This is a genomic window from Streptomyces sp. NPDC013187, from assembly GCF_042899705.1.
In the GTDB taxonomy this organism is placed as follows: domain Bacteria; phylum Actinomycetota; class Actinomycetes; order Streptomycetales; family Streptomycetaceae; genus Streptomyces; species Streptomyces hawaiiensis_A.
Genome location: NZ_JBIBAF010000001.1, coordinates 534,473 through 558,453 on the forward strand (window position 1 = coordinate 534,473; position 23,981 = coordinate 558,453).

Consider the following 23,981-nt stretch of genomic DNA (forward strand, 5'->3'; position numbering starts at 1 on the left):
CGGGTACGCGTCCGGTCGGACGGACTCGACGGAGACGCAGGTCCGGACGGAGGCGTTGGGATTGCACCCTTTTCGCCTTTGATGACCTATATAAAGAATGGCCTCGGACGCACAGCCACCGCTTATGGTGCCCTGACGGCCTGTGGGAAAAGCTGACGGCATACAAAGGGACAAGCTCAGCTGTATCGCGCCGGACCCGTCGACCGGCGTGAAAAAGCGTGAACGCATGCGACCCGGAAACGGCCGTGGATCTAGGAGAGAAGCTGTGAGCACCGAGAACGAGGGCACCGCGGTACCCCCCGCCCCGTCCGCACCCCCCGTGCCGGTGGACGCTCCCGCTGCTCCGGCGCCCCAGGGGCAGGCCCATCAGGCGCCGTACGGACAGGACGCCCAGGGGCAGGTCCCCCAGGGCCAGGGCGGCGCAGGCCACCCCGGCGCCTCCTCCTCCGCCCCCGACCCGTCCTGGCCCCCGCCGCCGACCGCCCCGTACGGCGACGGCGGTTCCGGGTCCGGCTCGGGCGGCTGGGGTTCGTCGTACCAGCAGCCGGCACCGGCGTCCGGTCGCAGGCGCGGCGGTCTGGTGGCGGCGCTCCTGGTGGCCGCGCTGGTCGCGGGCGGCGTGGGCGGCGGACTCGGGTACGTGCTGGCGAAGGACAACGACGAGAGCACCGGTTCGACGACGGTCTCGGCCTCCTCGAACGGCGGCGACGTCAAGCGTGACCCGGGCACGACCGCGGGTGTCGCCGCCAAGGCGCTGCCGAGCACGGTCACGATCGAGGCCGAGAGCACCAGCGGCGAGGGCGGCACGGGAACGGGCTTCGTCTTCGACAAGCAGGGCCACATCGTCACCAACAACCACGTGGTGGCGGACGCGGTGGACGGCGGCAAGCTCACGGCGACCTTCCCGACCGGCAAGAAGTACGACGCCGAGGTGGTCGGTCACGCGCAGGGCTACGACGTGGCGGTCATCAAGCTCAAGGACGCCCCCTCCGACCTGAAGCCGCTCACCCTCGGCGACTCGGACAAGGTGGCCGTCGGCGACTCGACCATCGCGATCGGAGCCCCGTTCGGCCTGTCCGACACGGTGACGACGGGCATCATCAGCGCCAAGAACCGCCCGGTGGCCTCCAGCGACGGCAGCGGCAGCCAGGCGTCGTACATGAGCGCCCTGCAGACCGACGCCTCGATCAACCCGGGCAACTCCGGCGGTCCGCTGCTGGACGCGCGGGGCAATGTCATCGGCATCAACTCCGCGATCCAGTCCACCGGCAACGGCGGCTTCGGCACGGGGCAGTCGGGCTCCATCGGCCTGGGCTTCGCCATCCCGATCAACCAGGCGAAGTACGTCGCCCAGGAGCTGATCAAGAACGGCAAGCCGGTGTACGCGAAGATCGGCGCGTCCGTCTCCCTGGACGACGGCTCCGACGGTGCGCAGATCACCGACCAGGGTGCGGGCGGTGCGGCACCGGTCGAGCCGGGCGGCCCCGCGGCCAAGGCGGGTCTCAAGCCGGGTGATGTCATCACCAAGCTCGACGACCGGGTGATCGACTCCGGCCCCACCCTGATCGGTGAGATCTGGACCCACCAGCCCGGCGACAAGGTCACGATCACCTACGAGCGCGGCGGCAAGCAGCACACGGTCGACGTCACGCTCGGTTCCCGCGTCGGCGACAACTGACCCCCACCCGCCCGCACCGACCCGTTACCCTTGTCCCCGCGCCGCCGATCACGGCCGGCGCGGGGAGGCGTGCCCGAGCGGCCGAAGGGAACGGTCTTGAAAACCGTCGTGGCAGCGATGTCACCGTGGGTTCAAATCCCACCGCCTCCGCGCGATGAGCAGTGAGAACGGCCCCTGACCTGGGTGTTTGGTCGGGGGCCGTTCACATGTCTGGCTACCGTGACTACCCGGTGTTCCCCCTGGTTTCCCGCTCGATCGGGCACGACTGGGGCACGGGCGACAGATCCGGCCTGGTGCTCGACGAGAACGGTGCATCTGAGTACTTGCGCTCATGTGTAGTGCGCGCTGCAACCACCATGCTGACCGCATGTACTTACTGGATAGTGGCCTGCGGACAGGATGGCAGTGGGCATGAGACGGGCGAATGAGCCGTCAACCGGTCAGCAGATCGGGGTCAGCGTGGCGCTACTCGTCATCGACTTCATGCTCATCGCTTGGTCGGTGTACGGCGTTGGGATGGCGGGCTGGGCCGACAGCTACGAAAGCGATGGCGTCGTTCCGTCGAGTGCGTCGCGGGCGGCGTCGCAGGCATTGTGGCTTCTGGGGGGCGGCGCATTAATGACAGGCGGTGGCCTCCTCGCCCTGGGATGGCGCATTCCTGGCATCGTGCAGTTGGTCGTCCTCGGGTTCGGGGCGGTGCTTGTCTCTTCACTGGCTGCTGGTTGATGGCGCGCGCGCCTGCCAAGCTAGAGATTCCCACCACTCACCCCAGCTCCCATCCCGTCTGCCATCGCCCCACACACCGTGGAGCGGGCGTGGTCCCTGGCGTCCAGGTGGAGCGCGCCACTGTACGAACGACCTGGACGCCAGGGGCCGCGCCTGCTCGGCTCTGCCTGGGGCGATGGCAGACGGGATGGGAGCTCCCCGCGCACGCCACCATTCCGGCCGGCACCCGCAAACGGCGCCCCCGCCATCTCGGAGCCTGAGCGCCCCCGCCGGAGGCATGCTTTGAGCGTTGCCGCGCTCCTGCGGTTCTCGACTCATGGCCCGGCCTGTTTCACATGTGGGCGCGCGTCGGCGCAGCCCGGGCGGAGCGGGCCGAAGGCAGGAGCGGCGCCCGGAGCGGAGCCGGGAAGCGCGCCCGGCGGAGCGGAGCGCAGCCGGGGCTTGAACCCGTAGAGAGAGTTGTAACTCAGTTCGTGGTGTGGGGCGTGAGTCGTACGCGCAGGCTGGGAGTTCGACGCCTTGGCGGTGGGCCAGTGGCAGGAAGACCACTGGCCGGATCGTCCACGTGATGCGGGTGCTGGCGTGGGTCAGTGAGACGGTGCAGGGTTCCATGCGTAAGAGGGCTCGTCGTGTGTCGATGCGGCCGTCGTAGAGCCAGGCCCAGGCCTCGTCGGAGGCGTCCGGGCCGAGTGCTGGTGAGATGGTGCTGGTGAACGTCACTTCGGCGATCCTCGCCACCGGCATGCCCTGGGGCGGACAGCAGCGTGGTCATCGATCTCGCGGACGCGTGCTCGATCTGCCACCCGAACGCCGGGACGGTCGCTGAGGTGGCTACGGGTTGGTCAGTCTGCTCTCGGGCTCTGCGGGTCCTCCGCTCGCGCGAACCCGTTGCTCCGTTCCACTTTCGCCACGTGCAGCGTGTAGCTCTGGTACCACTGGGCTCGCCCGCGCATTTGCGCCGCGCGGTGCTCGGCGTTGCACCGCCACTGCGTGAGGGCGTCGGCGTCGCGGAAGTACCCGACGGTGATGGCCGGCCCACCAGGAGTCTGCGCGTAGTCCATCCCCAGGAACCCGGGGACATCCTTCACCAGGTCTTCCATGCGTGCGGCGGTCTCGCTGTAGCCATGCTGGTCCTGGGTTCGCACCGCAGTGAAGACAGCCACGTAGTAGGGGGGTTCGAAGGCCCCGACGGGCACGACGGGCGCTTCCGAGCGATCGCTCATGGCGCCACCCTGAGGCAGGATGCGCCGCCGCGCGTCCACCTCGATCTCGATCTTCATGCGGGGGTCGGAGAGGCCGCACATGAGCATCGTGGCGGCCGGCCGAACCTCGCCGAAGTAGCGGCGCAGGACCGGCCAGCAGGGTTCGAAGTCTTCGCGGTCGGGCAGTAGGTAGCGCACGCGCACCACGTCGGCGAAGGTGCACTGCGTCTCGGTCAGTGCGGCCTCTATGTTGCGCAGGCACTGCTCGGCCTGCTCCACCACGTCGTCGGAGATCGTCATGGTGGCGTAGTCAAACCCGGTCGTCCCGGACACATGCACCCAGTCGCCGTCGACCACCGCACGGGCATACCCGATCTGCTCCTCAAAGGTCGAGCCGCTGAGGATCGCGCGTCGCTCTGTCATGCGCCGACGCTAAATGACCAGCACTAATACGTCTAATACGGTCACATGCATGGTCTGATATCTCTGGGCGTATGGAGCGCCCCGAACTCCCCCTACCGCAGCTGCACGCCTTCGTCGTGCTCGCTGAGGAACTCCACTTCGGCCACGCGGCCGCCCGCCTGGGCGTTGCCCAGCCGCCACTGAGCCAACAGATCCGCCGCCTGGAGGACAAGGTCGGCCACGCGCTGTTCACCCGTGCCCCAGGGCGTGTCACCCTGACCGCGGCGGGCAGCGAACTGCTGCCCGCCGCCCGGCGGGCACTCACCGACCTCGCGGACGGCCTGGCCGCAGCCCGGGCCGTCGGCAGTGGCCGGGCTGGCTGCCTACGGATCGGCTTCGCCGCCACCCTCGCCCTGACGATCCTGCCCGGCCTGCTGCGCACCTTCCGTCACCAGTTTCCTGGCGTGCACCTGGACATCCACGAGATGACCACCGCTCCGCAGATCACCGCCCTGCATGACAAGACCATCGACATCGGTCTACTGCGCGAGCCCCCTACCGACGAGACAGAGCTCGGCTTCAGGACGGTACTCAGCGAGCCTTTCGTGGCCGTGCTGCCGTCCACCCATCCTCTGGCCGCCCAACGGACCGTACCGCTTGGACGGTTGGCGGACTCACCCTTCGTGCTGCTGCCCCGCACGGTCGGCCCGACACTGCATGACCAGATCATCGGCCTGTGCACCGCAGCAGGGTTCACACCGCAGGTAGTCCAGCACGCGGTGGAGTGGCAAACCGTGTGCGCCCTCGTGGAAACCGGTCTGGGCGTCTCCTTGGCCCCGGCGAGCATTCGACGTATCCGCCTCAAAGGGGTCGCCTTCCGCAGGATCGAGCCCGGTAGCGCCCGCACACGAGTGGCCGTCGCCTGGCGCGAGAACGACCATAACCCCCTGGTCACACGCCTGCTGGCGACCATAAGTCAAGATCCGCCGGACAGCCCCAGGTCGTTTTGAATCGTGGAGCGTACCCAGGACAGCGAGCAGGTGCCATCCTCTCCCCGGTAGGGGCGAGGATGGCACCTGTGGTCGGAGCGTCGCCGGATCTATTCGCCGCCGTTAGCCGCCAAGGCCCTCTCGATCTGTTCGTTCGCACGCTGCTGATTGCGATGGATGGCCTTGGCGTAGAAACGGAGGGAGAACGGTCGATGTCCTCGTCAACTGTACGACCATCCCGTTGTGCACGTGAAAAACCGCAGCCAAGTGGCAATGTTCGATAGATCGGTGTCGAGCGTACGACCTCGGTGTCTCGGTATCACAGCGGGGTCTCGCCCCATGGGGGTGTACGACATGGTGGGGAACGTCTGGGAGTGGCTTGCGACGCCAACCGCACCGGGACGATATCAACTCCGTGGGAGCGTGTTCACGAGTCTCTTGTTTCGGGTCGCACCCGCAGCCATCAACGACGCCAACGAAACGATGACGATGACGACACAGGGTTTCGGTGCGTAGCCCAGTCGGCACAGATGAAACCTTAGCCAAGTGGATCAGAGTGCCCCTTTGTCGGTGGGAGCATGAAGACAAAGGGGCACGGGGTTTCGTTACCCGAAGAATAGTGAGTAGAGCCTTTCTCCAAGAGAGACGCAAAGCGTCATGAGTGATGCAGTCTCAACTGCAATCTGTAGAGCTTCAGCGGTCCTGTTGGGCTTTCTGTCTTGCGGGTCATTCGATGTCATGGATCCAGAATTGCATTCAAATCTGTACCAAAAACGGCGTGAGACGGAGGTTTATGAAGCCTTACGGGATGAGATGAGGTAGGACATTGAAGTTGTAAAATGTTACGTCGCAATACGGACAAAGGGGAGTTATGTCGCACGCGGTACCCGATCCTCTCGGTGTCTTGGTCGGCAAGTTGAGAGACCTGCACCTGCATGCCGGGGAGCCATCGATGCGTACGATTGCCGCACGAACCTCGGGCGTCGTAAGCCACAGCACGGTTCACCAAACCCTCTCAGGTAAGAGGATTCCTCGATGGGGAGCTGTGGAACTGATCGTTGAGGCGCTGGACGGGGACCCTAGAGAATTCCACTCACTGTGGAAACAGTTGAGGATGCAGGCGCGGCAAATCCCTGAGGGCAATACCCAGAAGCCGGTTCATGTTACGGATTTTCGCTTCGAACTCCATCGAACCGAATATTCTCCTCAAGTCGTGAACTTCCTTACGCTTGAGCGGGCTCGTCAGATCAAAAAGGCTGACAGTCCTCTCGCTGCCGCGCAATATCTGGAGAAACGGATCGGTGCAAACTGGAACTCTCCATTGGTGGCTACGTATATCCGACTACTCGAAGAAGCCGACCAGGACGGCAGGGTAGCGCAAATTGTGCCGCATTTTCGCGGTATTGATATGCTGTCCGCGGAGGCGTCTCACGTAGTTGCGGAAATCTTCGATGAACTTGAGGAATTTGCTGAGGCTGTGAGGCATGGGAGGGCTGCTTTGCGCGGTGATCCCAACAATGCGAAGTATGCTTGGCTGCTCGGTTCCTATTTGGCTACCGTCGATCAGAATGACGAAGCGCATGTATATTACGAGCTAGCGCACCGACTTGACCCCAGTGACTACGATTTCGCGGAAAGCTATCTCGACTCGCTATTGGCGAGATCCGAATTCAGCGAGGCTGAGAAGGTTGCTCGCGCTTGCTGGAATGATGAGAGTGTACGGGTGTATGCAGGGATTGCCCTTGCTTTGCGGGGCGAGTTCGTAGAAGCGAAGTCCGTGCTTACCTCGATCTCAAAACTTGCCTCTAATGGCATCAGGGCTTTGGCTCAAGTCTTAGTCGCGCTGGGTGGAAGTGAAGAGGCATTGGCGGTGCTGGCCGACCACTTGGAGAAGTTCCCGGACGACTTGAATAGCGGCGCCATGTACGCAGAACTGCTGCGAGAGGCTGGAGCGGCTGATGAATTCAGCAAGGCTCTGCGCCAGCTAGAGGCTGGCATCGAGCGCCGGGAGAAGCGCACCGCGGCGCTGGCGGCCAAGATCCGAGCCAGCAAGCAAGGGAAGTGAACCTTGGGGTTGGATGAGTGGAGGGCTTCGCCGGTGGGCCATGCGTGGGCCAGGACGCTCCAGCGATGGTCAAGCCTGGCGCATTTCAGCAGGTGAGAGGTGCTGCCCACCGCCTCCGCGCTGACAGCAGTGTCAACGGCCTCTGACCCGGAAGTTCGGGCAGGGGCCGTCGCTGTGTGCTCGCCCCGGGCACGGGGGCCGGTGCTGCATGGCACTGTGCCGCCATGACGACCACGACAGAGCTCACCCTCTTCTTTGCGTGAGGCGCAACGGCAACCGGCTCTCCCCCGTCTTCGGTTTCGCGGATCCCACGACGCAGGAGTGTCATGACGAACACCAAGGCCCGTACCGCAGCGCTGATCACCCCCGTCGGGCAGGAAGCCCAGGACGAGGCGAGGGCGCTGGTCGCGGACGGCCGTACGGGCAAGGCCGTCCGGCGGTTGCGCAGGGGCTCCTGGCTCAAACGGGGTCCGGCCCGGGAGGCCGTGGAGATCCTGGCCGACGGGCATGCGCTGCCCACGAGCACCGCCCAGGCGCTGGACGCCCTGCGCCGGCTCGATGCCGCGCTGGTCGGGGAGTTGAGCGCGTTGCTCGACGACGGTCAGCAGATCGCCGCGGTCAAGTTGCTCCGCGAGCGGACCGGTGTCGATCTGGCCGGTGGCTATCAGCTCGTTCTCGAACTGGGCGGCGAGCCGGGTACGCGGTGAGCATTACGATCACCAGGGTGTGCCGGTCGGAGAAGGGTGGGTGAACGCCGCCGTGACTCGGCGCGTCGTCGTCGTCACCGCCGTGCACGGCCCCCACGCCCGCTTTCTGCCGGAGGCCTACGCGTCGTTGTGCGCGCAACGGCTTCCCGAGGGCTGGGAGTGGCACTGGGTCGTGCAGGAGGACGGGGAGAGCGAGAGCGTCAGACCGTATGTGCCCGTGGACGCCCGGGTGACGTTCCGGCAGGGGCGGGCCGGGGGGCCCGGCGTCGCCAGGACCATGGCGCTGGCACACGGGGACGGGCCGTACGTGAAAGTCCTCGACGCCGACGACCGGTTGACGCCGGGCGCGCTCGCGCGGGATCTCGCCGTGCTGGAGGGGGATCCCGACCTCGGGTGGGCCACCTCCCGGGTCCTCGACCTCATGCCCGACGGGTCGACCGTCGGCTTTCCGGGCGATCCCGACCAGGGGCCGATCGAACGCGGTGCCGTGCTCGCGCACTGGAAGGCCAACGGCTTCCTCGCACAGGTGCATCCCGCCTCGCTGTGCGTGCGGCGGGAGTTGCTGCTCGCCCTGGGCGGATGGATGGCGCTGCCCGCCTCGGAGGACACGGGGCTGCTGCTGGCGTTGAACGCGGTGAGCCGGGGGTGGTTCTCGCGGGAGGTGGGCCTGCTGTACCGGAAGTGGGACGGGCAGGTGACCGGGCAGGCGGCCCATACCGACCGGGCCGAGCGCGAGGTGCGGATGGCTGTCGTCGAGGCCAGGGCCAGGGCGTTGTCCCGACTCCAGTGGGGCGCGCCGGCCGCGCTGTGAGAGCAGCTCGGTCTGGGCCGGGGGCTCCCTCTCCGTGCGCGACGCCCCGTCCAGGTAGCTGCGGGCCAGCCCGCCCAGCGGGCGTCGGTGCCGGGTCGTGGCGAATGTACTTCGCGCGCTATGCGAGGAGCTCGGTCTGGGCGGTGGCCGTCGGTGCCGGGTTGTGGCGGGTGTACCACTCCGTGCCGAGCAGTCGTTGCCGCTCGGCTGCGGAGAGGGCTGCGATCAGGCCCGGCGCCGCTCCCCGTGCCACCTCCGTGCGGTGGGCCAGGATCGCCAGGATCTTCCGGTCCAGCCAGGGGGTGACGTCGACGGTGGCGGTGACGCGTTCATCGGGCACCGTGCGCACCGCCTTTCCCACGGGCGCCAGGTGCCCGCCCCATGTCCGAGCGGCCGAGTGCGGGTGCGTGGCCAGGTACAGGGCGCTCGGCTGCCAGGGCGCTCCGGCGTCCGGGTAGAGGCGTTCGAGGCCGGCGGCGTGGACCGCGAGGGCGGTCACGCGGTGGGTGTGCACATGGTCCTCGTGGCCGGTCAGGTTGCCGTAGGCGTCGTGGGTGACGACGATCTCCGGACGGAAGTCGCGGAGGTGCGCGACCAGTTCGCCCACCGCCGCGTCCAGCGGCACGTCGCACCAGCGCGGCCTGCCCGGGGCCGAGTGCGGGACGCGGGCGTCGGCGTACCCCAGCATGCGTGGCGGGCCCGCGCCCAGCACGCGGAGTGCCTCGGCCAGTTCCGCGGCGCGCGGGGTGTCCGCCGACCAGGTCGTCGTGACGACCGCCGTGCGCGCGCCCGCGGCCGCGTGGCGGGCGAGGACGCCGCCCGCCGCCAGGGACTCGTCATCGGGATGGGCGAAGACCGCGAGCAGGCTCGGTGCCGTCATCCGCTCTCGCTACGGCCGGTCCGGCGCCGACCCCGGCGCCCCGGTGATGCCGATCGCCTGGCTCGGGCACTTCTCCGCCGCCTCCAGGACCCCGGGGTCCTCGCCCGTCTCCTCGCGGCCCGGTCGGACGACCCCGAAGCCGTCGACGAACTCGAAGACCGCCGGGACCCGGTGGGCGCACTCGGCGGATCCGTAGCAGAGATCGCGGTCCACGAAGACCTTCATGATGTGTTGTCCCCCTCCTGACGGCATCGGGGCCCCTGTGGCCGTCCGGAGTTGACTGCCCAGCGGGGCACCGGCTGAACCGGCCCGGCTAGCGCGCGCTCCCGGCGGTCGCCAGCCAGTGGGCCACCCGGCGTACGGCGGCCTCGTCGAGGTGTTCCACCAAGGCCTGGACGGTCGTGTCGTCCTCGGGGGAGAGGTCGTAGAGGCCCGCCTTGGTCAGGCCTGCCATGAGGACCTGGTGGCGGCGGCCGGTCATCCGTTCCGCCAGCTTGGCCGGTTCGCCGGGGGAGGGCTCGGGATCCGGCCGCGGGACAGCGGTCTGCCTCAGCGGGGTGTCGAACCGGTGCCACGCGCCGTCCTTCGGTCCCCACAGGGTGACGGCCACCTCGTCGCCCCGGGCGCGCAGGGTCTGGGTCATCTCGCCGAGGGCGTACTGCACGGGCGCGCGGTGGGGCGACTGGGCGGCCGTCCGCCAGGATCCCTCGGCCGGCCGGTAGAACATCGCGACCCAGCGCGGAGCACCCTGCGGTCGTGGGCTCTCGGGACGTGACTCCACTGTGCTCACCCCTGTACGTCGCTGATGCGTCGCCCGGCCTCTGCTTTCGCCGTGCTCGTCCGTGCTCATCCGCGTGCTCGAGCCTTGCTCGTTCGTGCTCATCCGCGTGCTCGAGCCGTGCTCGTCCGTGCTCATCCGCGTGCTCGAGCCGTGCTCGTCCGTGACGGGAGCGGTACGGCAGGGCGACCATAGCTGACGGTTCGTCAGTTTTCCAGGGTCGTCGATTGGCCGGGGCCGTCCGCCGGCACGGTCCGCCGAGGGCCGAGGGTGCTGTCCGCCGGTGTCCAGGAGCACGATCCGCCGGGGTTGCGGGGCGGGGCACGCTGGGGAGGATCACCACATCGTCCGGCACCGGTCCCTCCCCTCGTGGGGACCGGTACCGAACGGTGGAGCCTCATCGTCCGCCTCGGACGGAAGCTGGCCGGGTGGGTGCGCCGCTGCGTCCGGATCCTGCCATTTCCGGCCATGGAGGAGGAGGTTCCGGTGCCCAGCGGACGGTATCGCCGCAGGTCAGCCATATAGAGTGAGTTTTCCGGTCCGGACGTCCAGGCGTGGGAAGTAAGGAGCTGAGACCTTGAGTTCCGACTCGGGGGCACGCACCGCCTTCGCGGAACGCCTCGCACTGCTGTACAAGGAAGCCGGCAACCCTCCTCTCAAGCGGGTGTCCGAGGCGGTCGTCCGGCTCCAGCGGGTCGACGAACGCGGGCGGCCCGTGCGGGTGTCCGCGCAGCGCATCAGCGACTGGCGGCGGGCCCGGAACGTCCCGGCACAGTTCCCCGCCCTCGCGGCGGTGCTGCACGTGCTGATCCCCGACGCGCGGCGCTCGCGGCCCACGCCGGTCTCCCCCGGTCTGTACGACCTCGGCCAGTGGCAGCGGCTGTGGGAACGCGCGGTGGCCGACCCGGTCGGTGAGCGTCCGGCGCCCTCCGCGGCCGAGGAGCGGTCCGCGGACGAGTCCGCGTCCACCCCCGGCGGGGTGTGCCCGTACCGGGGGCTGGCCTCCTACCGCCGGGAGGACGCCCGGTGGTTCTTCGGCCGGGAGCGGAGCACGGACGCGCTCGTCAAGCAGCTCGGGGCCGTCGCGGGCACGGGCGGCCTGGTCATGCTCGTGGGCGCGTCCGGGGCGGGTAAGTCCTCCCTGCTGAACGCCGGCCTGGTGCCCGCCCTGCGGGACGGCGCGCTGGGCGGTGACGGAGGTGACCGCCGTGACGGCGGTGTCCGCGAAGACGGGAGCGGCCGGCCGCGAGAGGTCGTACAGCTTGTACCGGGAGGCGATCCGCTGGCGGAGCTGATCCGCTGCATCCCCGAGCTGGCCTCCGTCGTCCAGGTCAAGATCCCCCAGGAAGAAGCCTCGCCCCGGCCCCGGGCAGAGGGACCGGAGTCAGCCGCCGGCGAGGGGACCGGTGCGGCCTCCTCAGCAGGCCTTGGCGCCGCCCCGGCAGGCAACCCCGGGTCATCACCCGCAGGCAACCCCGGGTCATCACCCGCAGGCGACGCCGGGCCATCACCCGCCGGCAACCCCGGCCCATCAGCCCTGGAGCCCGCCACCGCCCCGTTCCCCGACACCGCGCCCTTCCCCGGCACCGCGCCCCATCCCGACCCGAACGCCTCGCGCTGCACCGCGCCCTTCCCCGACACCGCGCCCCTCCCCGACCCGAACGCCTCGCGCTGCACCGCACCCTTCGACACCGCGCCCTTCCCCGACACCGCGTCCTTCGCCGACGCCGTCCGTGCCGCCGTCGGCGTCTGGGCCCGGCGGGAAGCATCGTCCGGGGCCCGGCCGGTCGTCATCGTGGATCAGTTCGAGGAGACGTTCACCCTCTGCCCCGACGAGGCGGACCGGCGCGCCTTCATCGAGGTCCTGCACGCCGCCTGCTCGCCCGCCGGCCCCGGCCGGCCCGCCCCGGCGGTCGTCGTGCTGGGCATACGCGCCGACTTCTACGACCGCTGCCTGAGGTACCCGGAGCTCGCCGACGCGCTCCAGCACCGGCACATGGTGCTCGGGCCCCTGACCACCGCGGAGCTGCGTGAGGCGGTGAACGGACCGGCCAAGGCCGTCGGCCTGGAGCTGGAACCGGGGCTGGCGGAGCTGATCGTCCGGGAGGTCAGTGCCGACGGGCCGGGCGGGGCGCACGACGCCGGTGTGCTGCCGCTCCTCTCGCACGCCCTGCTCGCCACCTGGCAGCGCCGGAAGGCGGGCCGGCTCACCCTGGCCGGTTACCGCGCGGCCGGCGGCATCCAGGGCGCGGTCGCGGCGACCGCCGAACGGGCCTGGACCGGCCTCGACCCGGCCGCGCGCACCGCCGCCCGGCTGCTGCTGCTCCGCCTGGTACGGCTGGGCGAGGACACCCAGGCCACTCGCCGCCGTGGAACCCGGCGTCAGCTGGCGAAGGAGTCCGCCGACCCCGGCAAGACCGAGGAGTCCCTCGAAGCGCTGGTCCGCGCCCGGCTGGTGACGCTCGACGCGGAGACCGTGGAGATCACCCACGAGGCGCTGCTGCACGCCTGGCCCCGGTTGCGCGACTGGATCGACGAGGACCGACAGGGCCATCTGCTGCGTCAGCGCCTGGAGGAGGACGGCCGGGCCTGGGAGGAGTCGAACCGCGACACGTCCCTGCTCTACCGGGGTTCCCGGCTGGAGCAGGCCCACGGCTGGGCGAGATCCGCCGGGGACACGTTCCTGACCCGCAGCGCGGTGGAGTTCCTGGCCGCCTCGGTCCGGCTGCGCAGGCGCATCACCTGGATCAGCCGGGGCGCGGTGGCGACACTGGTCGTCCTGGCGATGCTGGCCGTCGGGTCGGCCGTGGTCGCCTGGAAACAGCGGGACGAGGCCGTCTTCGAGCAGGTGCTCGCCCAGTCCGACCGCCTCCAGGACACCGATCCGTCGCTGTCCGCGCAGCTCGACCTGGTGGCGCACGGGCTGCGGCCGGACGACAAGGGCGCGAACAGCCGCCTGATCTCCATCGTGAACGCCCCGCTCGCGACGCCCCTCACCGGCCACACGGGCGCCGTCTACCTCACGACCTTCAGCCCGGACGGACAGGTCCTGGCCACCGCCAGCTACGACCGGACCGTACGCCTGTGGGACGTCGCCGACCCCAAGCGCCCCAAGCCCCTGGGCAAGCCCCTCACCGGGCACACGAGCTGGGTGAGCAGCGCGGTGTTCAGCCCGGACGGCCGGACGCTCGCCAGCGCCTCCGACGACGGCACCATTCGGCTGTGGGACGTGACCGATCCAGCGCACCCGAAGTCGCTCGGCCGGCCCCTGACCGGTCATGACGGCACGATCTACCTGATCGCCTTCAGCCCGGACGGGCGCACGCTGGCCTCCGCGGGCGACGACCGCACCGTCCGGCTGTGGAACATGGCCGACCGGCGGCGGCCGCGGGCCCTGGGCAAGCCCCTGACCGGGCACAGGGCCGCCGTGCGCTCGGTGGCGTTGAGCCCGGACGGCCGGACGCTGGCCGCGGGAGGCGACGACGGCACGGTCCGGCTGTGGGACGTGTCCGACCCCGCGCGCCCGGAACCGGCCGGGACGCCGCTGACCGGCCACACCACCACCGTGCACTCCGTCGCCTTCAGCCCCGACGGCCGCACGCTCGCCAGCGGCAGCGCGGACGGCACCGTACGCCTGTGGAACATGGCCGGTTCGGGCCGCCCGGCCCCGATCGGCGCGCCGCTCACCGGCCACACCGGGCCGGTCTGGTCCGTGGCCTTCAGCCCCGACGGGAACATGCTCGCCGCGGCCAGCGCGGACAGCACCGCGAGCCTGTGGAAGGTCAGCGACCCGGAGTACCCGTCGCAGGTCGGCGGGCCCCTCGCGGGCAGCAGCGGGGAGATGTACGCGCTCGGCTTCAGCCCCGACGGCCGCACCCTCGCGACCGGGGCGGGCGACAACAAGGTCCGTCTGTGGTCGCTGCCGACGTCGGACATGACCGGCCGGACGGGGGTGTTCCGGCCGGACGGGCGGCTGCTCGCCACGGCGGCGCGGGACGGGCGGATCCGGCTGTGGGACGTGCGGACGCCCGGCAGGCCGGTGCGGTTGGGTGAACCCTTCCGCCCGGGCAGGGGCGACGTGCGCTCCCTGGAGTTCTCCCCGGACGGCCGCACCCTCGCCGTCGTGACGGGCGACCGGGTGGTCGAGTTGTGGAACCTCGGCGACCCCGAACGCCCGGTCCGCCACGGCTCTCCCGCCCGCCTGCACATCCGGTACGCCGACCCGCTGGCCTTCAGCCCGGACGGGCAGGTCCTGGCCACCGCCTACGACGACCGCACCATCCAGCTGTGGAACGTGGGCGACCCGGCCCGCCCGCGCCCGCTGGGCAAGCCCCTCACCGGCCACAAGGGCTATGTCAACCACCTCGTGTTCAGCCCCGACGGCCGGACGCTCGCCAGCGGCAGCGCGGACGGCACGATCCGGCTGTGGGACGCGACCCACCCCGGCCGGGCGACCCTGATCGGGAAACCTCTCCGGGGCCACCTCGGAGCGGTCAACGCGCTCGCCTACAGCCGCGACGGCCACACGCTGGCCAGCGCCGGCGACGACAACTCCGTCCGGCTCTGGGACATCACGGACCTTGCCGAGGCCTCCCAGGAGGCGCTGCTCACGGGCCACACGGAGGCGGTCGTGTCGCTGACGTTCAGCCGCGACGGCCGCACCCTGGCCAGCGGCGGCAACGACAGCACCGTCCGGCTGTGGAACGTGACCGACCCCTCGCACGCCACCGCGATCGGCCAGTCGATGAGCCCCAACTCCACGACCGGCACCTTCCTCGCGTTCAGCCCGAACAGCCACACGCTGGGGGTGTCGAGCGGCGCGGACACCATCCGGCTCTGGAATCTCGACGTCGACACGGCCGTCCGCCGCATCTGCTCGATGACCCGGGGCGTGCTGACGCAGGACACCTGGCGGGAGTACCTGCCCCGGCTCTCCTATGACCCGCCGTGCGACGACTGAGAAGACCGTCCCTCATGGCAGTTGAGTGAGACGAGTCACAACCGGGCTTTCCCGGTGGCCCTTCGGCTCGCGGTGGGCAAGCGCTTGTTACCCTTGGCCATGGCTCGACCGCTGGTGCATCCCCCGTCGCCAGCGGTCGGGCCTTTTCTCGGCGCGGGTCGAGGCGCGTCTGCTCAGCGCAGGTCGAGGCGCATCAGAATCCGGGGATGACCGGCCAGGACCGAGGTCGTGTCCGCCGCGTGAACGAAGCCGGCCCGTTCGAAGTTCTTCCGCAGCCCCGCGTACGCCATGGTCAGGTCGACCCTGGCGTCGCCGTTGTCCAGTGGGTACGCCTCGATCACCGGTGCGCCCCGGTCCCGGGCGAACGCGACCGCGCCGGCGATGAGGGCGTGCGAGATGCCCTGCCTGCGATGCCCCGGGCGGACCCGGACGCACCACAGCGACCACACGGGCAGGTCGTCGAGGTGCGGGATCTTGCGGTTGCGGGCGAAGGAGGTGTCCGCGCGCGGGGCGACGGCGGCCCAGCCGACCGGTTCGTCACCGTCGAAGGCGAGCACGCCCGGGGGCGGCTCCGCGCGGCACAGCCCGGCGACGTACTCACCGCGGGCCGGGCCGCGCAGTTCGTTGTTGAGCTTGGACGGGATCCGGTAGCTCAGGCACCAGCAGACGTTCGCCCCGGGCGACTTCGGCCCGAGCACGGCACGGACGCCCTCGAAGTCCGTGGCCGGGCGCACGTCGATGCTCATGCCCCCACGATGCCACGCACCGGGCAGGCGCGCCCCGCAGGCCGGGAGCCCGCCCGGGTGGAACACCCCGGGCCCTGCGTTCTAGGCGGACGCCACCCGCAGCAGCCGCAGTTGGCCGATCTCGCTGACGTTCTTCATCAGCTCCGCGTTCACCCAGGCCACCATGTGCTCGACGGTGTGCTCGGGGTCGTTCGGCCAGGGGAACGGTGCCGTGGCGTCCAGGTCCTGGTCGGTGAGGCCGTCCAGGACCTTCAGCCACTGGACGCGCAGGTCCCGCAGCCACTCGACCGTCGGGGCGCCCTCGCCGGGCCAGACGATGTCCTCGCGGTCCCGGGGCGGGCGGCCCCGCAGGTGGTCGAGGGCGACGCTCCACCACCACCCGATGTGCCAGCTCACCCACCCGAGGGTGGGGACGGGGACCGGGTCGGGTTCGGTGTCCGCCCAGTCCGGGACCCAGGTGCCGTCGGGCCCCCGGCGCATCGTCCAGCAGAGCTCCGCGGGCTCCCAGAGGAAATCCCCGGGCTCCAGCCGCTCCAGGTGGTATTCGAACAGTGACCAGGTGAACTCGAACTGCCAGCGCGGCAGTTCGACGCGGGAAGCGTTCATCGGGCGACCCTACGGGGGAGCGGGGGCGTCCCGGGCCAGTACCGCCCAGTCGAGGTCCCGCAGGGCCGGCTCGGCGTCGCAGTCCGACGGCAGGCGGGGCGTGGGCTGGAACCAGACGACGGTCAGGCGCGAGCGGTAGGCGACCGGGTCGTGGGCCGGATCCAGGGCCGTGGAGTGGAACGTGCCGAGGCAGGCCACCGCGGGCAGTACCTCGACCGGCCCGAGGCCGCCCGCGTACTGGTCGGGGTACTCGCGCCGCGGCGGGACGAGGTGCACCGGCGTGCCCGGGCGGGACCGCTCGGCGGTGTGCAGGAGGCTCCGGATCCGCAGGTCGTTCAGCGGCTTGCAGGGGTAGCCGTCCTGCAGGTCGCCGTACGTCGACGAGAACCGCAGCTCGGCGAGGTCCACCGGGCGGCCGGAGGCCAGGACGAGGCGGGCGAGCGCCAGGGCCGGCGTCTTTGCGTGGTGTTGCATCGAGGTCTTTCGCTGGTGGTCGTGGGCGGGGCCGTGCTCACGGCCGGTGCCCCGTCATCCGTGCCGCCGAGGCGATCGTCGCCCTGGCCTCCCGCTCGGACAGGCCGGTGTTCAGAGCCGCGTCGACCAGGGGGTCCACCAGCGCCGGGCCGATGCCGTCCTCGTAGGCCCGGCAGGCCGCCCAGAACAGGCGGGTGTTGCGCTGGCCCTCGTGCGCGGCCAGCACGAACTGGACCAGGCCCTGGCCGTGCCCGCCGGTCGCCGCGGGGACGGGGTGGTGGGGGCGGGGCGGTGGGATCAGCAGCCGCAGCAGGGAGCGCGGGCAGCGGGCGGGGGCCAGGTGCGCGGTGCCCGGGGCGGCGGCGTACACACCCTGGCCCGTGCGGGAGCCGGGGCCGACCAGGTAGCCGCCCGCGCCCCGGACGTCGATGCCGGGGGCGAGCCGGCCCGCCGAGTTGGGGACGACCGCTTCGGGCGGGCCGCTCAGCCACAGGTGCCGCCCGCCGGACGGGGTCACGACGACCACGGTCGGCGGGATCGTGAACAGGTGCCGCAGCGCCAGCTCGCGCAGGGCGGCCGAGGAGTCCGTGCCGGTCTTCACGTCCAGGTCGAGGCCGATCAGATGGTGCGGGGGCAGCCCGCAGGCGATGCCGTAGCCGGTCGCCCAGGGCGCGGCGGCGAACAGCTCGCGAATGCGGTCCGGGTCGCTGGAGGCGTCGTAGACCCCGTGCCCGAGGCGGCCGCACGCGCCGTGGCAGGGGGAGGGCGCGGGGTCGTCGCGGTGCGGGGAGCGCAGGGCCGGGAGCTTGGAGCGGGACAGGGGGAGGACGGCCAGTCCGCGTTCGGCGGCTGACAGGGCGTGTGCGAGGGCCAGCGTCGTGGCCTGCCGGTCGGTGGTGGCCATGCCTCTAGTTTCGTACGTACGTTCGAAAAAGGAAAGGGGGAACGGGTGCGACGCGCCGGAGCCGGGTGGCGGCCGGAAGAAGTGCTGGAACGCTTCGCCCCTTGCGACACCCGGGTTCGAACGCCCCCTTTCACTCCCGTCCGGTACGGAAGTGACGCATAGGGGTTTATCGACTTGTCCTCACGCTTGCGTGGGAAAGGCGGCTTCCGGGGTGGTTCGCCGGGGATTCGGTGGGCAACTCTGGACTCGCGACGTCGAGCACCGCACCGGGGCGGTCGGCCAACTTCCCTGGTGACAGCAGTGGTTCACGCACCGAACGGTCACCAGCCGGTGCGTCCTCGGTTCGATCAGTCCTGGAGGGACAAGAAACATGGCAAGCATCCGTACCGCCCGCGTCATCGCGGCCGTCTCCGCCCTTCCGCTCGCAGCCGTCCTCTTCACCGGTGTCGCGACGGCGGACAACGGCGCCTTCGCGGACAACGGATCCATCGCGTCCGCCACGGAGACCGAGCAGGGTGTCCTCGGCAGCGGTGTCGGCGGCGACAACTTCGGCAACGCGGCCACCACCCAGCAGCAGGCCCTCGGCGACGGCACCTCGAACCAGAGCAACACCGCCCAGGTCAACGGCACCGAGCCCACGGCCGTCAACCAGGGCAACGCCAACACCGCCGTCAGCTTCTCCCCGCTGTGGTGGTGAGCTGAGCGGGCCGGTGCGCCGGCACCGGCCCGGATGCTGTGAGGGGTGTGCTTCGTGGGGTCGCAAACGTCTGAGCGGCGGTACTCCGGTACTGCCGCGCAGGCGTTTTCGCGTCCCGAGGTGTCCTGGCGGGGCCGGGCCGGGGTCTTGACTGCGCGATAGATCTGACGGACAGTCAGAAACCGTGAGAGGTGAGCCGGAGGTCCACGAGGAGTTCGAGGCGCGCCTGAAGGCCTACGAGGGCCTGCCGGCCGCCGCCACCGGGCTGGGCCGCGACCCCGTCAACGAGCCGATGATCAGGCACTGGTGCGAGGCCATGGGCGACACCAGCCCCGCGTACACGGGCCCGGACGCCATCGCTCCGCCCACCATGCTCCAGGCCTGGACCATGGCCGGCCTCACCCGCCGCCCGGAACGCACGGCGGCCTACGACGAACTCCTCACCCTGCTCGACGCGTCGGGCCACGACGCCGTGGTCGCCACCGACTGCGAGCAGGAGTACCTGCGCCCGTTGCGCCCGGGCGACGAGATCACCTTCGACTCGGTGATCGAGTCGGTGTCCGGCCGCAAGACCACGAAGCTCGGGGCCGGTTACTTCGTCACGACCCGCACGGACGTCCGCGCGGGCGGGGAACCGGCCGGAATCCACCGCTTCCGCATCCTCAAGTACGCCCCGGCACACCGGCCTTCGACACCGGCGGAACGCCGCCCCCGCCCCGTCGTCAACCGCGACAACGCCGGCTTCTGGGACGGCGTGGCCCGCCACGAGCTCCTCATCCAGCGCTGTACGGCCTGCGACACCCTGCGTTTCCCCTGGCTGCCGGGCTGCAACACGTGCGGCTCCCCGGACTGGGACACCGTCGGGGCGAGCGGCGAGGGCACGGTCTACTCGTACGTCGTGATGCACCACCCGCCCTTTCCGGCCTTCGAGCCTCCCTACGCGGTCGGCCTGATCGAGCTCGCCGAGGGCGTGCGGATCGTCAGCAACGTGGTCGGGGTGCCGTACGACAAGGTCCGGATCGGCATGCCGGTGCGGCTGGAGTTCCGGCGCTACGACGACGAGCTGGTGCTGCCCGTCTTCCGGGGGGTGACGCCGTGAAGGCCGGGGACCGGCTCCCGCCGCTGGAGATCCCGATCACCCGCACCCTGATCGTCGCCGGGGCGATCGCCTCCCGCGACTACCAGGACGTCCACCACGACCCGGAGCTCGCCCGGCAGAAGGGCTCCCCCGACATCTTCATGAACATCCTGACGACCAACGGCCTGGTCGGCCGCTACATCACGGACCACTTCGGCCCGCGTGCGCAGCTGCGCCGGGTCGCCGTCCGGCTGGGCGCGCCCAACCACCCCGGCGACACGATGGTGCTGACCGGCACGGTCGAGGAGGTCGACGGCGACACCGTGACGGTCCGGATCGTCGGCGCGAACGGCCTCGGCAAACACGTCACGGGCACGGTGACGGTCAGGGTCCCGGCAGGAGCGGGAGAGGGCGTCTCGTCGTGAGTGGGAGAGGTCCGGGCGGTCTCGGTATGAGCCGGAGTGGGCGGGGCGGGCAAAGGCGAGCGCGGGCGAGGACGGGCGGCCGGGCATGAGTGGGCGAGGGCGGGCGGCCGGGCATGAGTGGGCGAGGACGGGCGGGCCGGGCATGAGTGGGCGAGGGCGGGGCGGTCTCGGTGGGGGCGCTGCCGTCGTCGGCGTGGGGGCCACCGAGTTCTCCAAGGACTCGGGCCGCAGCGAACTGCGCCTCGCCGTCGAGGCGGTGCGGGCGGCCCTCGCGGACGCCGGACTGACACCGGCCGACGTCGACGGAATGGTCACCTTCACCATGGACACCAGCCCCGAGATCACCGTCGCCCAGGCGGCGGGCATCGGGGAGCTCTCCTTCTTCTCCCGCGTCCACTACGGCGGCGGCGCGGCCTGCGCCACCGTCCAGCAGGCCGCCCTGGCGATCGCCGCGGGCGTGGCCGACGTGGTCGTCTGCTACCGGGCGTTCAACGAGCGCTCGGGCCGCCGCTTCGGCTCCGGGGTGCGGCACCGGGAACCCTCGGCGGAGGGCACGGCCCTGGGCTGGTCGCTGCCGTTCGGCCTGCTCACCCCGGCCTCGTGGGTGGCGATGGCGGCCCAGCGCTACCTCCACACCTACGGGCTGACCCCGGAGGCCTTCGGGCACGTGGCGGTCGCCGGCCGGAAATACGCGGCGACCAACCCGGCGGCCCACTTCCACGGCCGGCCCATCACCCTGGCCGACCACGCCGCCTCCCGCTGGATCGTCGAACCGCTGCGCCTGCTCGACTGCTGCCAGGAGACGGACGGCGGCCAGGCCCTCGTCGTCACCTCCGCCGAACGCGCCCGCGACCTGCCCCACCCGCCCGCCGTGATCGCCGCGGCCGCCCAGGGCGCCGGACGCGCCCAGGAGCAGATGACCAGCTACTACCGCGACGACCTGACCGGCCTGCCCGAGGCGGCGGTCGTCGCCCGGCAGCTGTGGCGCACCTCGGGGCTCGCCCCGGCCGACATCGACGTCGGGATCCTCTACGACCACTTCACGCCGTTCGTGCTGACGCAGCTGGAGGAGTTCGGCTTCTGCGGCCCCGGCGAGGCGGCGGACTTCGTGGCCGGGGAGCGCCTGCCGCTCAACACGCACGGCGGGCAGCTCGGGGAGGCGTACCTGCACGGCATGAACGGCATCGCGGAGGCCGTCCGGCAGATCAGGGGCACGGCGGCGAACCAGGTACCGGGAGCGGAGCGGGTCCTGGTGACGGCCGGGACGGGTGTGCCGACGTCGGGGCTCGTGCTGACCGCGGACCCCCAGGGGTGAACCCGCAGTACCGCGGGCCCTTCGCTCCACCTACAGGAGGTGCGGCAGGCCCTACCCGTACAACCTGAGGGGGACCCCGCTTCGGGACCTGCGGCCGATCCGCTCGCCGTGCCCCCGCTCATAGCGTTGAGCCATGACCACACTCGTCTGCACGAGCGCTTCGAAGGCGGCCGGACCAGCGGCGCAGACCCTTCCGTACCCGTCGTTCTCGTCGTACGTCAGGGCCCGCCAGCCGGTGCTGCTGCGTACCGCCCGCTCGCTCACCGGCAACCCGAGCGACGCGGAGGACCTGCTGCAGACCGCGCTCGCCAAGACGTACGTCGCCTGGGAGCGTATCGAGGACCACCGCGCCCTCGACGGCTATGTGCGCCGGGCGCTGCTGAACACCCGGACCTCGCAGTGGCGCAAGCGCAAGGTGGACGAGTTCGCCTGCGACGAGCTGCCCGAGCCGGACCCGGTTGCGGGCGGTGACGACCCGGCCGAGCAGCAGGCGCTGCGCGACGCGATGTGGCGGGCGATCATGCGGCTGCCCGTCCGGCAGCGGGCGATGGTGGTCCTCAGGTATTACGAGGACCTCAGCGAGGTCCAGACGGCCGAGGTGCTCGGCGTTTCGGTGGGCACGGTGAAGTCGGCCGTCTCCCGGGCGATCGGCAAGCTCCGCGAGGACGCTGAGCTGGGACTTGTCCGCCAGTGAGGCGGTGCCCCGCCCCCTTGTGAGCTGCCCCTCCGGCATGGCGTGATCTGATCGATCACCCGGTCCTAGTGACATACCACGCGGTATGTGCGCAGAATCAGCGCAACCTTTACCACCGCGTAGGCAAAGTCGCCCCCGGGAGGACGCCGTGCTGAGCACCATGCAGGACGTACCGCTGTTGATCTCAAGGATCCTGACCCACGGGTCGACGATCCACGGGACGTCGCAGGTGACCACCTGGACCGGTGAGGACGAGCCGCACCGCCGCTCCTTCGCGGAGATCGGCGCACGAGCGGCCCAGCTGGCGCACGCGCTGAAGGACGACCTCGGCGTCACCGGCGACGAGCGCGTCGCGACCCTCGCCTGGAACAACGCGGAACATGTCGAGGCCTACTTCGCGATCCCGTCCATGGGCGCGGTCCTCCACACCCTGAACCTGCGCCTCCCGCCCGAGCAGCTGGCCTGGATCGTCAACCACGCCGCCGACCGCGTGATCATCGCCAACGGTTCCCTGCTCCCCCTGCTCGCCCCGCTGCTGCCGCACCTGAAGCCGGTCGAGCACGTGGTCGTCACCGGCCCCGGGGACCGCTCCCTCCTCGACGGTGCGGGCGTCCGCGTCCACGAGTACGAGGACCTGATCACCGGCAAGCCGACCTCGTACGACTGGCCCGAGCTGGACGAACGCCAGGCCGCCGCCATGTGCTACACCTCCGGCACCACCGGCGACCCCAAGGGCGTGGTCTACAGCCACCGCTCCATCTACCTGCACTCCATGCAGGTCAACATGGCCCAGTCGATGGGCCTGACCGACCAGGACACCTCGCTGGTCGTGGTCCCCCAGTTCCACGTGAACGCCTGGGGTCTGCCGCACGCCACGTTCATGACCGGCGTGAACATGCTGATGCCGGACCGCTTCCTCCAGCCGGCCCCGCTCGCCACGATGATCGAGAGCGAGAAGCCCACGCACGCGGCCGCCGTCCCGACCATCTGGCAGGGCCTGCTCGCCGAGTTGACGGCGCACCCCCGTGACGTCTCGTCCCTCGGCCAGGTCACCATCGGCGGCTCGGCCTGTCCGCCCTCGCTGATGGAGGCCTTCGACAAGCTGGGCATGCGGGTCTGCCACGCCTGGGGCATGACGGAGACGTCCCCGCTCGGCACGATCGCCCGTCCGCCGGCCGGTGTGGCCGGCACGGAGGAGGAGTTCGCCTACCGCCTCACCCAGGGCCGCTTCCCGGCCGGCGTCGAGGGCCGCCTGACCGGCCCCGGGGGCGAACGCCTCCCCTGGGACGGCGAGTCCGCCGGCGAGCTGGAGGTGCGCGGCCCTTGGATCGCGGGCGCCTACTACAACGGCCCCGACGCCGAACCCCTCCGTCCCGCCGACAAGTTCAGCGAGGACGGCTGGCTCAAGACGGGCGACGTCGGCACGATCTCCGCCGACGGCTACCTCACTCTCACCGACCGGGCCAAGGACGTCATCAAGTCCGGCGGCGAGTGGATCTCGTCGGTGGAGCTGGAGAACGCGCTGATGTCCCACCCCGACGTCGCCGAGGCGGCCGTCGTCGCCGTCCCCGACGAGAAGTGGGGCGAGCGCCCCCTGGCCACGGTCGTCCTCAAGGAGGGCTCCACCGCCACCTTCGAGACCCTGCGCGCCTTCCTCGCCGACGAGGGCCACATCGCCAAGTGGCAGCTCCCGGAACGCTGGACGGTCATCGAGGCGGTCCCGAAGACGAGCGTAGGAAAGTTCGACAAGAAGGTCCTGCGCCGGCAGTACGCGCAGGGGGAGCTGGACGTCACCAGCCTCTGACCGACCCGCCCCCGGCCCGCCGTACGGCGTCACCTCACCG

At 70.7% G+C, this 23,981-nt stretch carries 22 protein-coding genes, 1 tRNA gene and 2 pseudogenes; 15 read left to right on the forward strand and 10 right to left on the reverse strand.

The features are described 5' to 3' along the window. Positions 1 to 265 precede the first annotated feature (265 nt). From ACFY5B_RS02495 to ACFY5B_RS02505, 3 genes are all read left to right on the forward strand, one after another. On the forward strand, positions 266 to 1,678 hold the full coding sequence (locus tag ACFY5B_RS02495; RefSeq protein ID WP_389963348.1) for a S1C family serine protease: 1,413 nt from the start codon (positions 266 to 268) through the stop codon (positions 1,676 to 1,678). Between the two features lie 63 nt (positions 1,679 to 1,741). Continuing rightward, a tRNA-Ser gene (locus tag ACFY5B_RS02500) sits at positions 1,742 to 1,828 on the forward strand. A 261-nt stretch (positions 1,829 to 2,089) separates the two neighbouring features. Beyond that, entirely contained in the window at positions 2,090 to 2,404 is a 315-nt protein-coding gene (locus tag ACFY5B_RS02505; RefSeq protein ID WP_389963350.1) for a hypothetical protein, read from the forward strand. Between the two features lie 480 nt (positions 2,405 to 2,884). Here the strand turns inward: ACFY5B_RS02505 and ACFY5B_RS02510 are convergent. The 3 genes and pseudogenes from ACFY5B_RS02510 to ACFY5B_RS02520 all read right to left on the reverse strand — a co-directional run. Beyond that, positions 2,885 to 3,109 (reverse strand): annotated as a pseudogene (locus ACFY5B_RS02510) (hypothetical protein); the annotation flags it as partial. Positions 3,110 to 3,246: 137 nt separating this feature from the next. Further along, positions 3,247 to 3,627 (reverse strand): antibiotic biosynthesis monooxygenase family protein, encoded by a 381-nt coding sequence (locus ACFY5B_RS02515; RefSeq protein ID WP_389963695.1) that lies wholly within the window; start codon positions 3,625 to 3,627, stop codon positions 3,247 to 3,249. Between the two features lie 24 nt (positions 3,628 to 3,651). Further along, positions 3,652 to 4,029 (reverse strand): annotated as a pseudogene (locus ACFY5B_RS02520) (RidA family protein); the annotation flags it as partial. 71 nt (positions 4,030 to 4,100) lie between these two features. On the opposite strand from ACFY5B_RS02520, the gene ACFY5B_RS02525 reads away from it, so the two are divergent. The 5 genes from ACFY5B_RS02525 to ACFY5B_RS02545 all read left to right on the forward strand — a co-directional run bounded on the left by ACFY5B_RS02525 (position 4,101) and on the right by ACFY5B_RS02545 (position 8,580). After that, positions 4,101 to 5,018, forward strand: coding sequence for a LysR substrate-binding domain-containing protein (locus ACFY5B_RS02525; RefSeq protein WP_389963353.1), 918 nt, complete (start codon positions 4,101 to 4,103; stop codon positions 5,016 to 5,018). Positions 5,019 to 5,351: 333 nt separating this feature from the next. Further along, positions 5,352 to 5,513 carry a hypothetical protein gene (locus tag ACFY5B_RS02530; protein WP_389963356.1) on the forward strand — a complete coding sequence of 54 codons (162 nt, stop codon included), beginning with the start codon at positions 5,352 to 5,354 and terminating at the stop codon, positions 5,511 to 5,513. A 529-nt stretch (positions 5,514 to 6,042) separates the two neighbouring features. Next, positions 6,043 to 7,062, forward strand: a complete 1,020-nt coding sequence (locus tag ACFY5B_RS02535; RefSeq protein WP_389963358.1) for a hypothetical protein — start codon at positions 6,043 to 6,045, stop codon at positions 7,060 to 7,062. A 326-nt stretch (positions 7,063 to 7,388) separates the two neighbouring features. Continuing rightward, positions 7,389 to 7,769, forward strand: coding sequence for a hypothetical protein (locus tag ACFY5B_RS02540; protein ID WP_389963361.1), 381 nt, complete (start codon positions 7,389 to 7,391; stop codon positions 7,767 to 7,769). Between the two features lie 40 nt (positions 7,770 to 7,809). Further along, a complete protein-coding gene (locus tag ACFY5B_RS02545; RefSeq protein WP_389963364.1) occupies positions 7,810 to 8,580 on the forward strand; it encodes a glycosyltransferase family 2 protein in 771 nt (256 codons plus the stop codon). Positions 8,581 to 8,698: 118 nt separating this feature from the next. Here the strand turns inward: ACFY5B_RS02545 and ACFY5B_RS02550 are convergent, their stop codons facing one another. The 3 genes from ACFY5B_RS02550 to ACFY5B_RS02560 all read right to left on the reverse strand — a co-directional run bounded on the left by ACFY5B_RS02550 (position 8,699) and on the right by ACFY5B_RS02560 (position 10,241). After that, complete coding sequence (locus tag ACFY5B_RS02550; RefSeq protein ID WP_389963367.1) at positions 8,699 to 9,460, reverse strand: PIG-L deacetylase family protein; 762 nt, start codon at positions 9,458 to 9,460, stop codon at positions 8,699 to 8,701. A gap of 9 nt (positions 9,461 to 9,469) precedes the next feature. Continuing rightward, positions 9,470 to 9,685 carry a ferredoxin gene (locus ACFY5B_RS02555; protein ID WP_389963370.1) on the reverse strand — a complete coding sequence of 72 codons (216 nt, stop codon included), beginning with the start codon at positions 9,683 to 9,685 and terminating at the stop codon, positions 9,470 to 9,472. An 88-nt stretch (positions 9,686 to 9,773) separates the two neighbouring features. Next, a complete protein-coding gene (locus ACFY5B_RS02560; protein ID WP_389963373.1) occupies positions 9,774 to 10,241 on the reverse strand; it encodes a hypothetical protein in 468 nt (155 codons plus the stop codon). 574 nt (positions 10,242 to 10,815) lie between these two features. Between ACFY5B_RS02560 and ACFY5B_RS02565 the strand changes: the two genes are divergently transcribed. Then, the gene (locus ACFY5B_RS02565; RefSeq protein ID WP_389963375.1) at positions 10,816 to 15,198 is read left to right on the forward strand and encodes a hypothetical protein; all 4,383 of its coding nucleotides are present in this window, start codon (positions 10,816 to 10,818) and stop codon (positions 15,196 to 15,198) included. Between the two features lie 173 nt (positions 15,199 to 15,371). Here the strand turns inward: ACFY5B_RS02565 and ACFY5B_RS02570 are convergent, their stop codons facing one another. From ACFY5B_RS02570 to ACFY5B_RS02585, 4 genes are all read right to left on the reverse strand, one after another. Beyond that, positions 15,372 to 15,944 carry a GNAT family N-acetyltransferase gene (locus ACFY5B_RS02570; RefSeq protein ID WP_389963378.1) on the reverse strand — a complete coding sequence of 191 codons (573 nt, stop codon included), beginning with the start codon at positions 15,942 to 15,944 and terminating at the stop codon, positions 15,372 to 15,374. An 81-nt stretch (positions 15,945 to 16,025) separates the two neighbouring features. Next, positions 16,026 to 16,550, reverse strand: a complete 525-nt coding sequence (locus ACFY5B_RS02575) for a DinB family protein (RefSeq protein WP_389963381.1) — start codon at positions 16,548 to 16,550, stop codon at positions 16,026 to 16,028. Between the two features lie 9 nt (positions 16,551 to 16,559). Continuing rightward, positions 16,560 to 17,024 carry a hypothetical protein gene (locus ACFY5B_RS02580; protein ID WP_389963384.1) on the reverse strand — a complete coding sequence of 155 codons (465 nt, stop codon included), beginning with the start codon at positions 17,022 to 17,024 and terminating at the stop codon, positions 16,560 to 16,562. A 37-nt stretch (positions 17,025 to 17,061) separates the two neighbouring features. Beyond that, on the reverse strand, positions 17,062 to 17,928 hold the full coding sequence (locus ACFY5B_RS02585; protein WP_389963386.1) for a bifunctional DNA primase/polymerase: 867 nt from the start codon (positions 17,926 to 17,928) through the stop codon (positions 17,062 to 17,064). A gap of 370 nt (positions 17,929 to 18,298) precedes the next feature. On the opposite strand from ACFY5B_RS02585, the gene ACFY5B_RS02590 reads away from it, so the two are divergent. From ACFY5B_RS02590 to ACFY5B_RS02615, 6 genes are all read left to right on the forward strand, one after another. Then, positions 18,299 to 18,625, forward strand: a complete 327-nt coding sequence (locus ACFY5B_RS02590) for a hypothetical protein (RefSeq protein WP_389963389.1) — start codon at positions 18,299 to 18,301, stop codon at positions 18,623 to 18,625. 184 nt (positions 18,626 to 18,809) lie between these two features. After that, a complete protein-coding gene (locus ACFY5B_RS02595; protein ID WP_389963392.1) occupies positions 18,810 to 19,724 on the forward strand; it encodes a bifunctional MaoC family dehydratase N-terminal/OB-fold nucleic acid binding domain-containing protein in 915 nt (304 codons plus the stop codon). Beyond that, positions 19,721 to 20,128, forward strand: coding sequence for a MaoC family dehydratase (locus ACFY5B_RS02600; RefSeq protein WP_389963395.1), 408 nt, complete (start codon positions 19,721 to 19,723; stop codon positions 20,126 to 20,128). Before ACFY5B_RS02595 ends, ACFY5B_RS02600 begins: the two co-directional genes overlap by 4 nt. Positions 20,129 to 20,270: 142 nt before the next feature. Further along, the gene (locus tag ACFY5B_RS02605) at positions 20,271 to 21,443 is read left to right on the forward strand and encodes a lipid-transfer protein (RefSeq protein WP_389963398.1); all 1,173 of its coding nucleotides are present in this window, start codon (positions 20,271 to 20,273) and stop codon (positions 21,441 to 21,443) included. Between the two features lie 133 nt (positions 21,444 to 21,576). Further along, entirely contained in the window at positions 21,577 to 22,137 is a 561-nt protein-coding gene (locus ACFY5B_RS02610; protein ID WP_389963401.1) for a SigE family RNA polymerase sigma factor, read from the forward strand. 160 nt (positions 22,138 to 22,297) lie between these two features. Further along, positions 22,298 to 23,941, forward strand: coding sequence for a long-chain fatty acid--CoA ligase (locus ACFY5B_RS02615; protein ID WP_389963698.1), 1,644 nt, complete (start codon positions 22,298 to 22,300; stop codon positions 23,939 to 23,941). Positions 23,942 to 23,981: the final 40 nt, after the last annotated feature.

Excerpts from the sequence above, each read along its gene's own strand:
- ACFY5B_RS02505 (WP_389963350.1), top strand. The coding sequence starts at position 2,090 with ATGAGACGGGCGAATGAGCCGTCAACCGGTCAGCAGATCGGGGTCAGC.
- ACFY5B_RS02515 (WP_389963695.1), bottom strand. The coding sequence starts at position 3,627 with ATGAGCGATCGCTCGGAAGCGCCCGTCGTGCCCGTCGGGGCCTTCGAA.
- ACFY5B_RS02525 (WP_389963353.1), top strand. The coding sequence starts at position 4,101 with ATGGAGCGCCCCGAACTCCCCCTACCGCAGCTGCACGCCTTCGTCGTG.
- ACFY5B_RS02530 (WP_389963356.1), top strand. The coding sequence starts at position 5,352 with ATGGTGGGGAACGTCTGGGAGTGGCTTGCGACGCCAACCGCACCGGGA.
- ACFY5B_RS02540 (WP_389963361.1), top strand. The coding sequence starts at position 7,389 with ATGACGAACACCAAGGCCCGTACCGCAGCGCTGATCACCCCCGTCGGG.
- ACFY5B_RS02550 (WP_389963367.1), bottom strand. The coding sequence starts at position 9,460 with ATGACGGCACCGAGCCTGCTCGCGGTCTTCGCCCATCCCGATGACGAG.
- ACFY5B_RS02555 (WP_389963370.1), bottom strand. The coding sequence starts at position 9,685 with ATGAAGGTCTTCGTGGACCGCGATCTCTGCTACGGATCCGCCGAGTGC.
- ACFY5B_RS02570 (WP_389963378.1), bottom strand. The coding sequence starts at position 15,944 with ATGAGCATCGACGTGCGCCCGGCCACGGACTTCGAGGGCGTCCGTGCC.
- ACFY5B_RS02575 (WP_389963381.1), bottom strand. The coding sequence starts at position 16,550 with ATGAACGCTTCCCGCGTCGAACTGCCGCGCTGGCAGTTCGAGTTCACC.
- ACFY5B_RS02580 (WP_389963384.1), bottom strand. The coding sequence starts at position 17,024 with ATGCAACACCACGCAAAGACGCCGGCCCTGGCGCTCGCCCGCCTCGTC.
- ACFY5B_RS02585 (WP_389963386.1), bottom strand. The coding sequence starts at position 17,928 with ATGGCCACCACCGACCGGCAGGCCACGACGCTGGCCCTCGCACACGCC.
- ACFY5B_RS02590 (WP_389963389.1), top strand. The coding sequence starts at position 18,299 with ATGGCAAGCATCCGTACCGCCCGCGTCATCGCGGCCGTCTCCGCCCTT.
- ACFY5B_RS02605 (WP_389963398.1), top strand. The coding sequence starts at position 20,271 with ATGAGTGGGCGAGGGCGGGGCGGTCTCGGTGGGGGCGCTGCCGTCGTC.
- ACFY5B_RS02610 (WP_389963401.1), top strand. The coding sequence starts at position 21,577 with ATGACCACACTCGTCTGCACGAGCGCTTCGAAGGCGGCCGGACCAGCG.
- ACFY5B_RS02615 (WP_389963698.1), top strand. The coding sequence starts at position 22,298 with ATGCAGGACGTACCGCTGTTGATCTCAAGGATCCTGACCCACGGGTCG.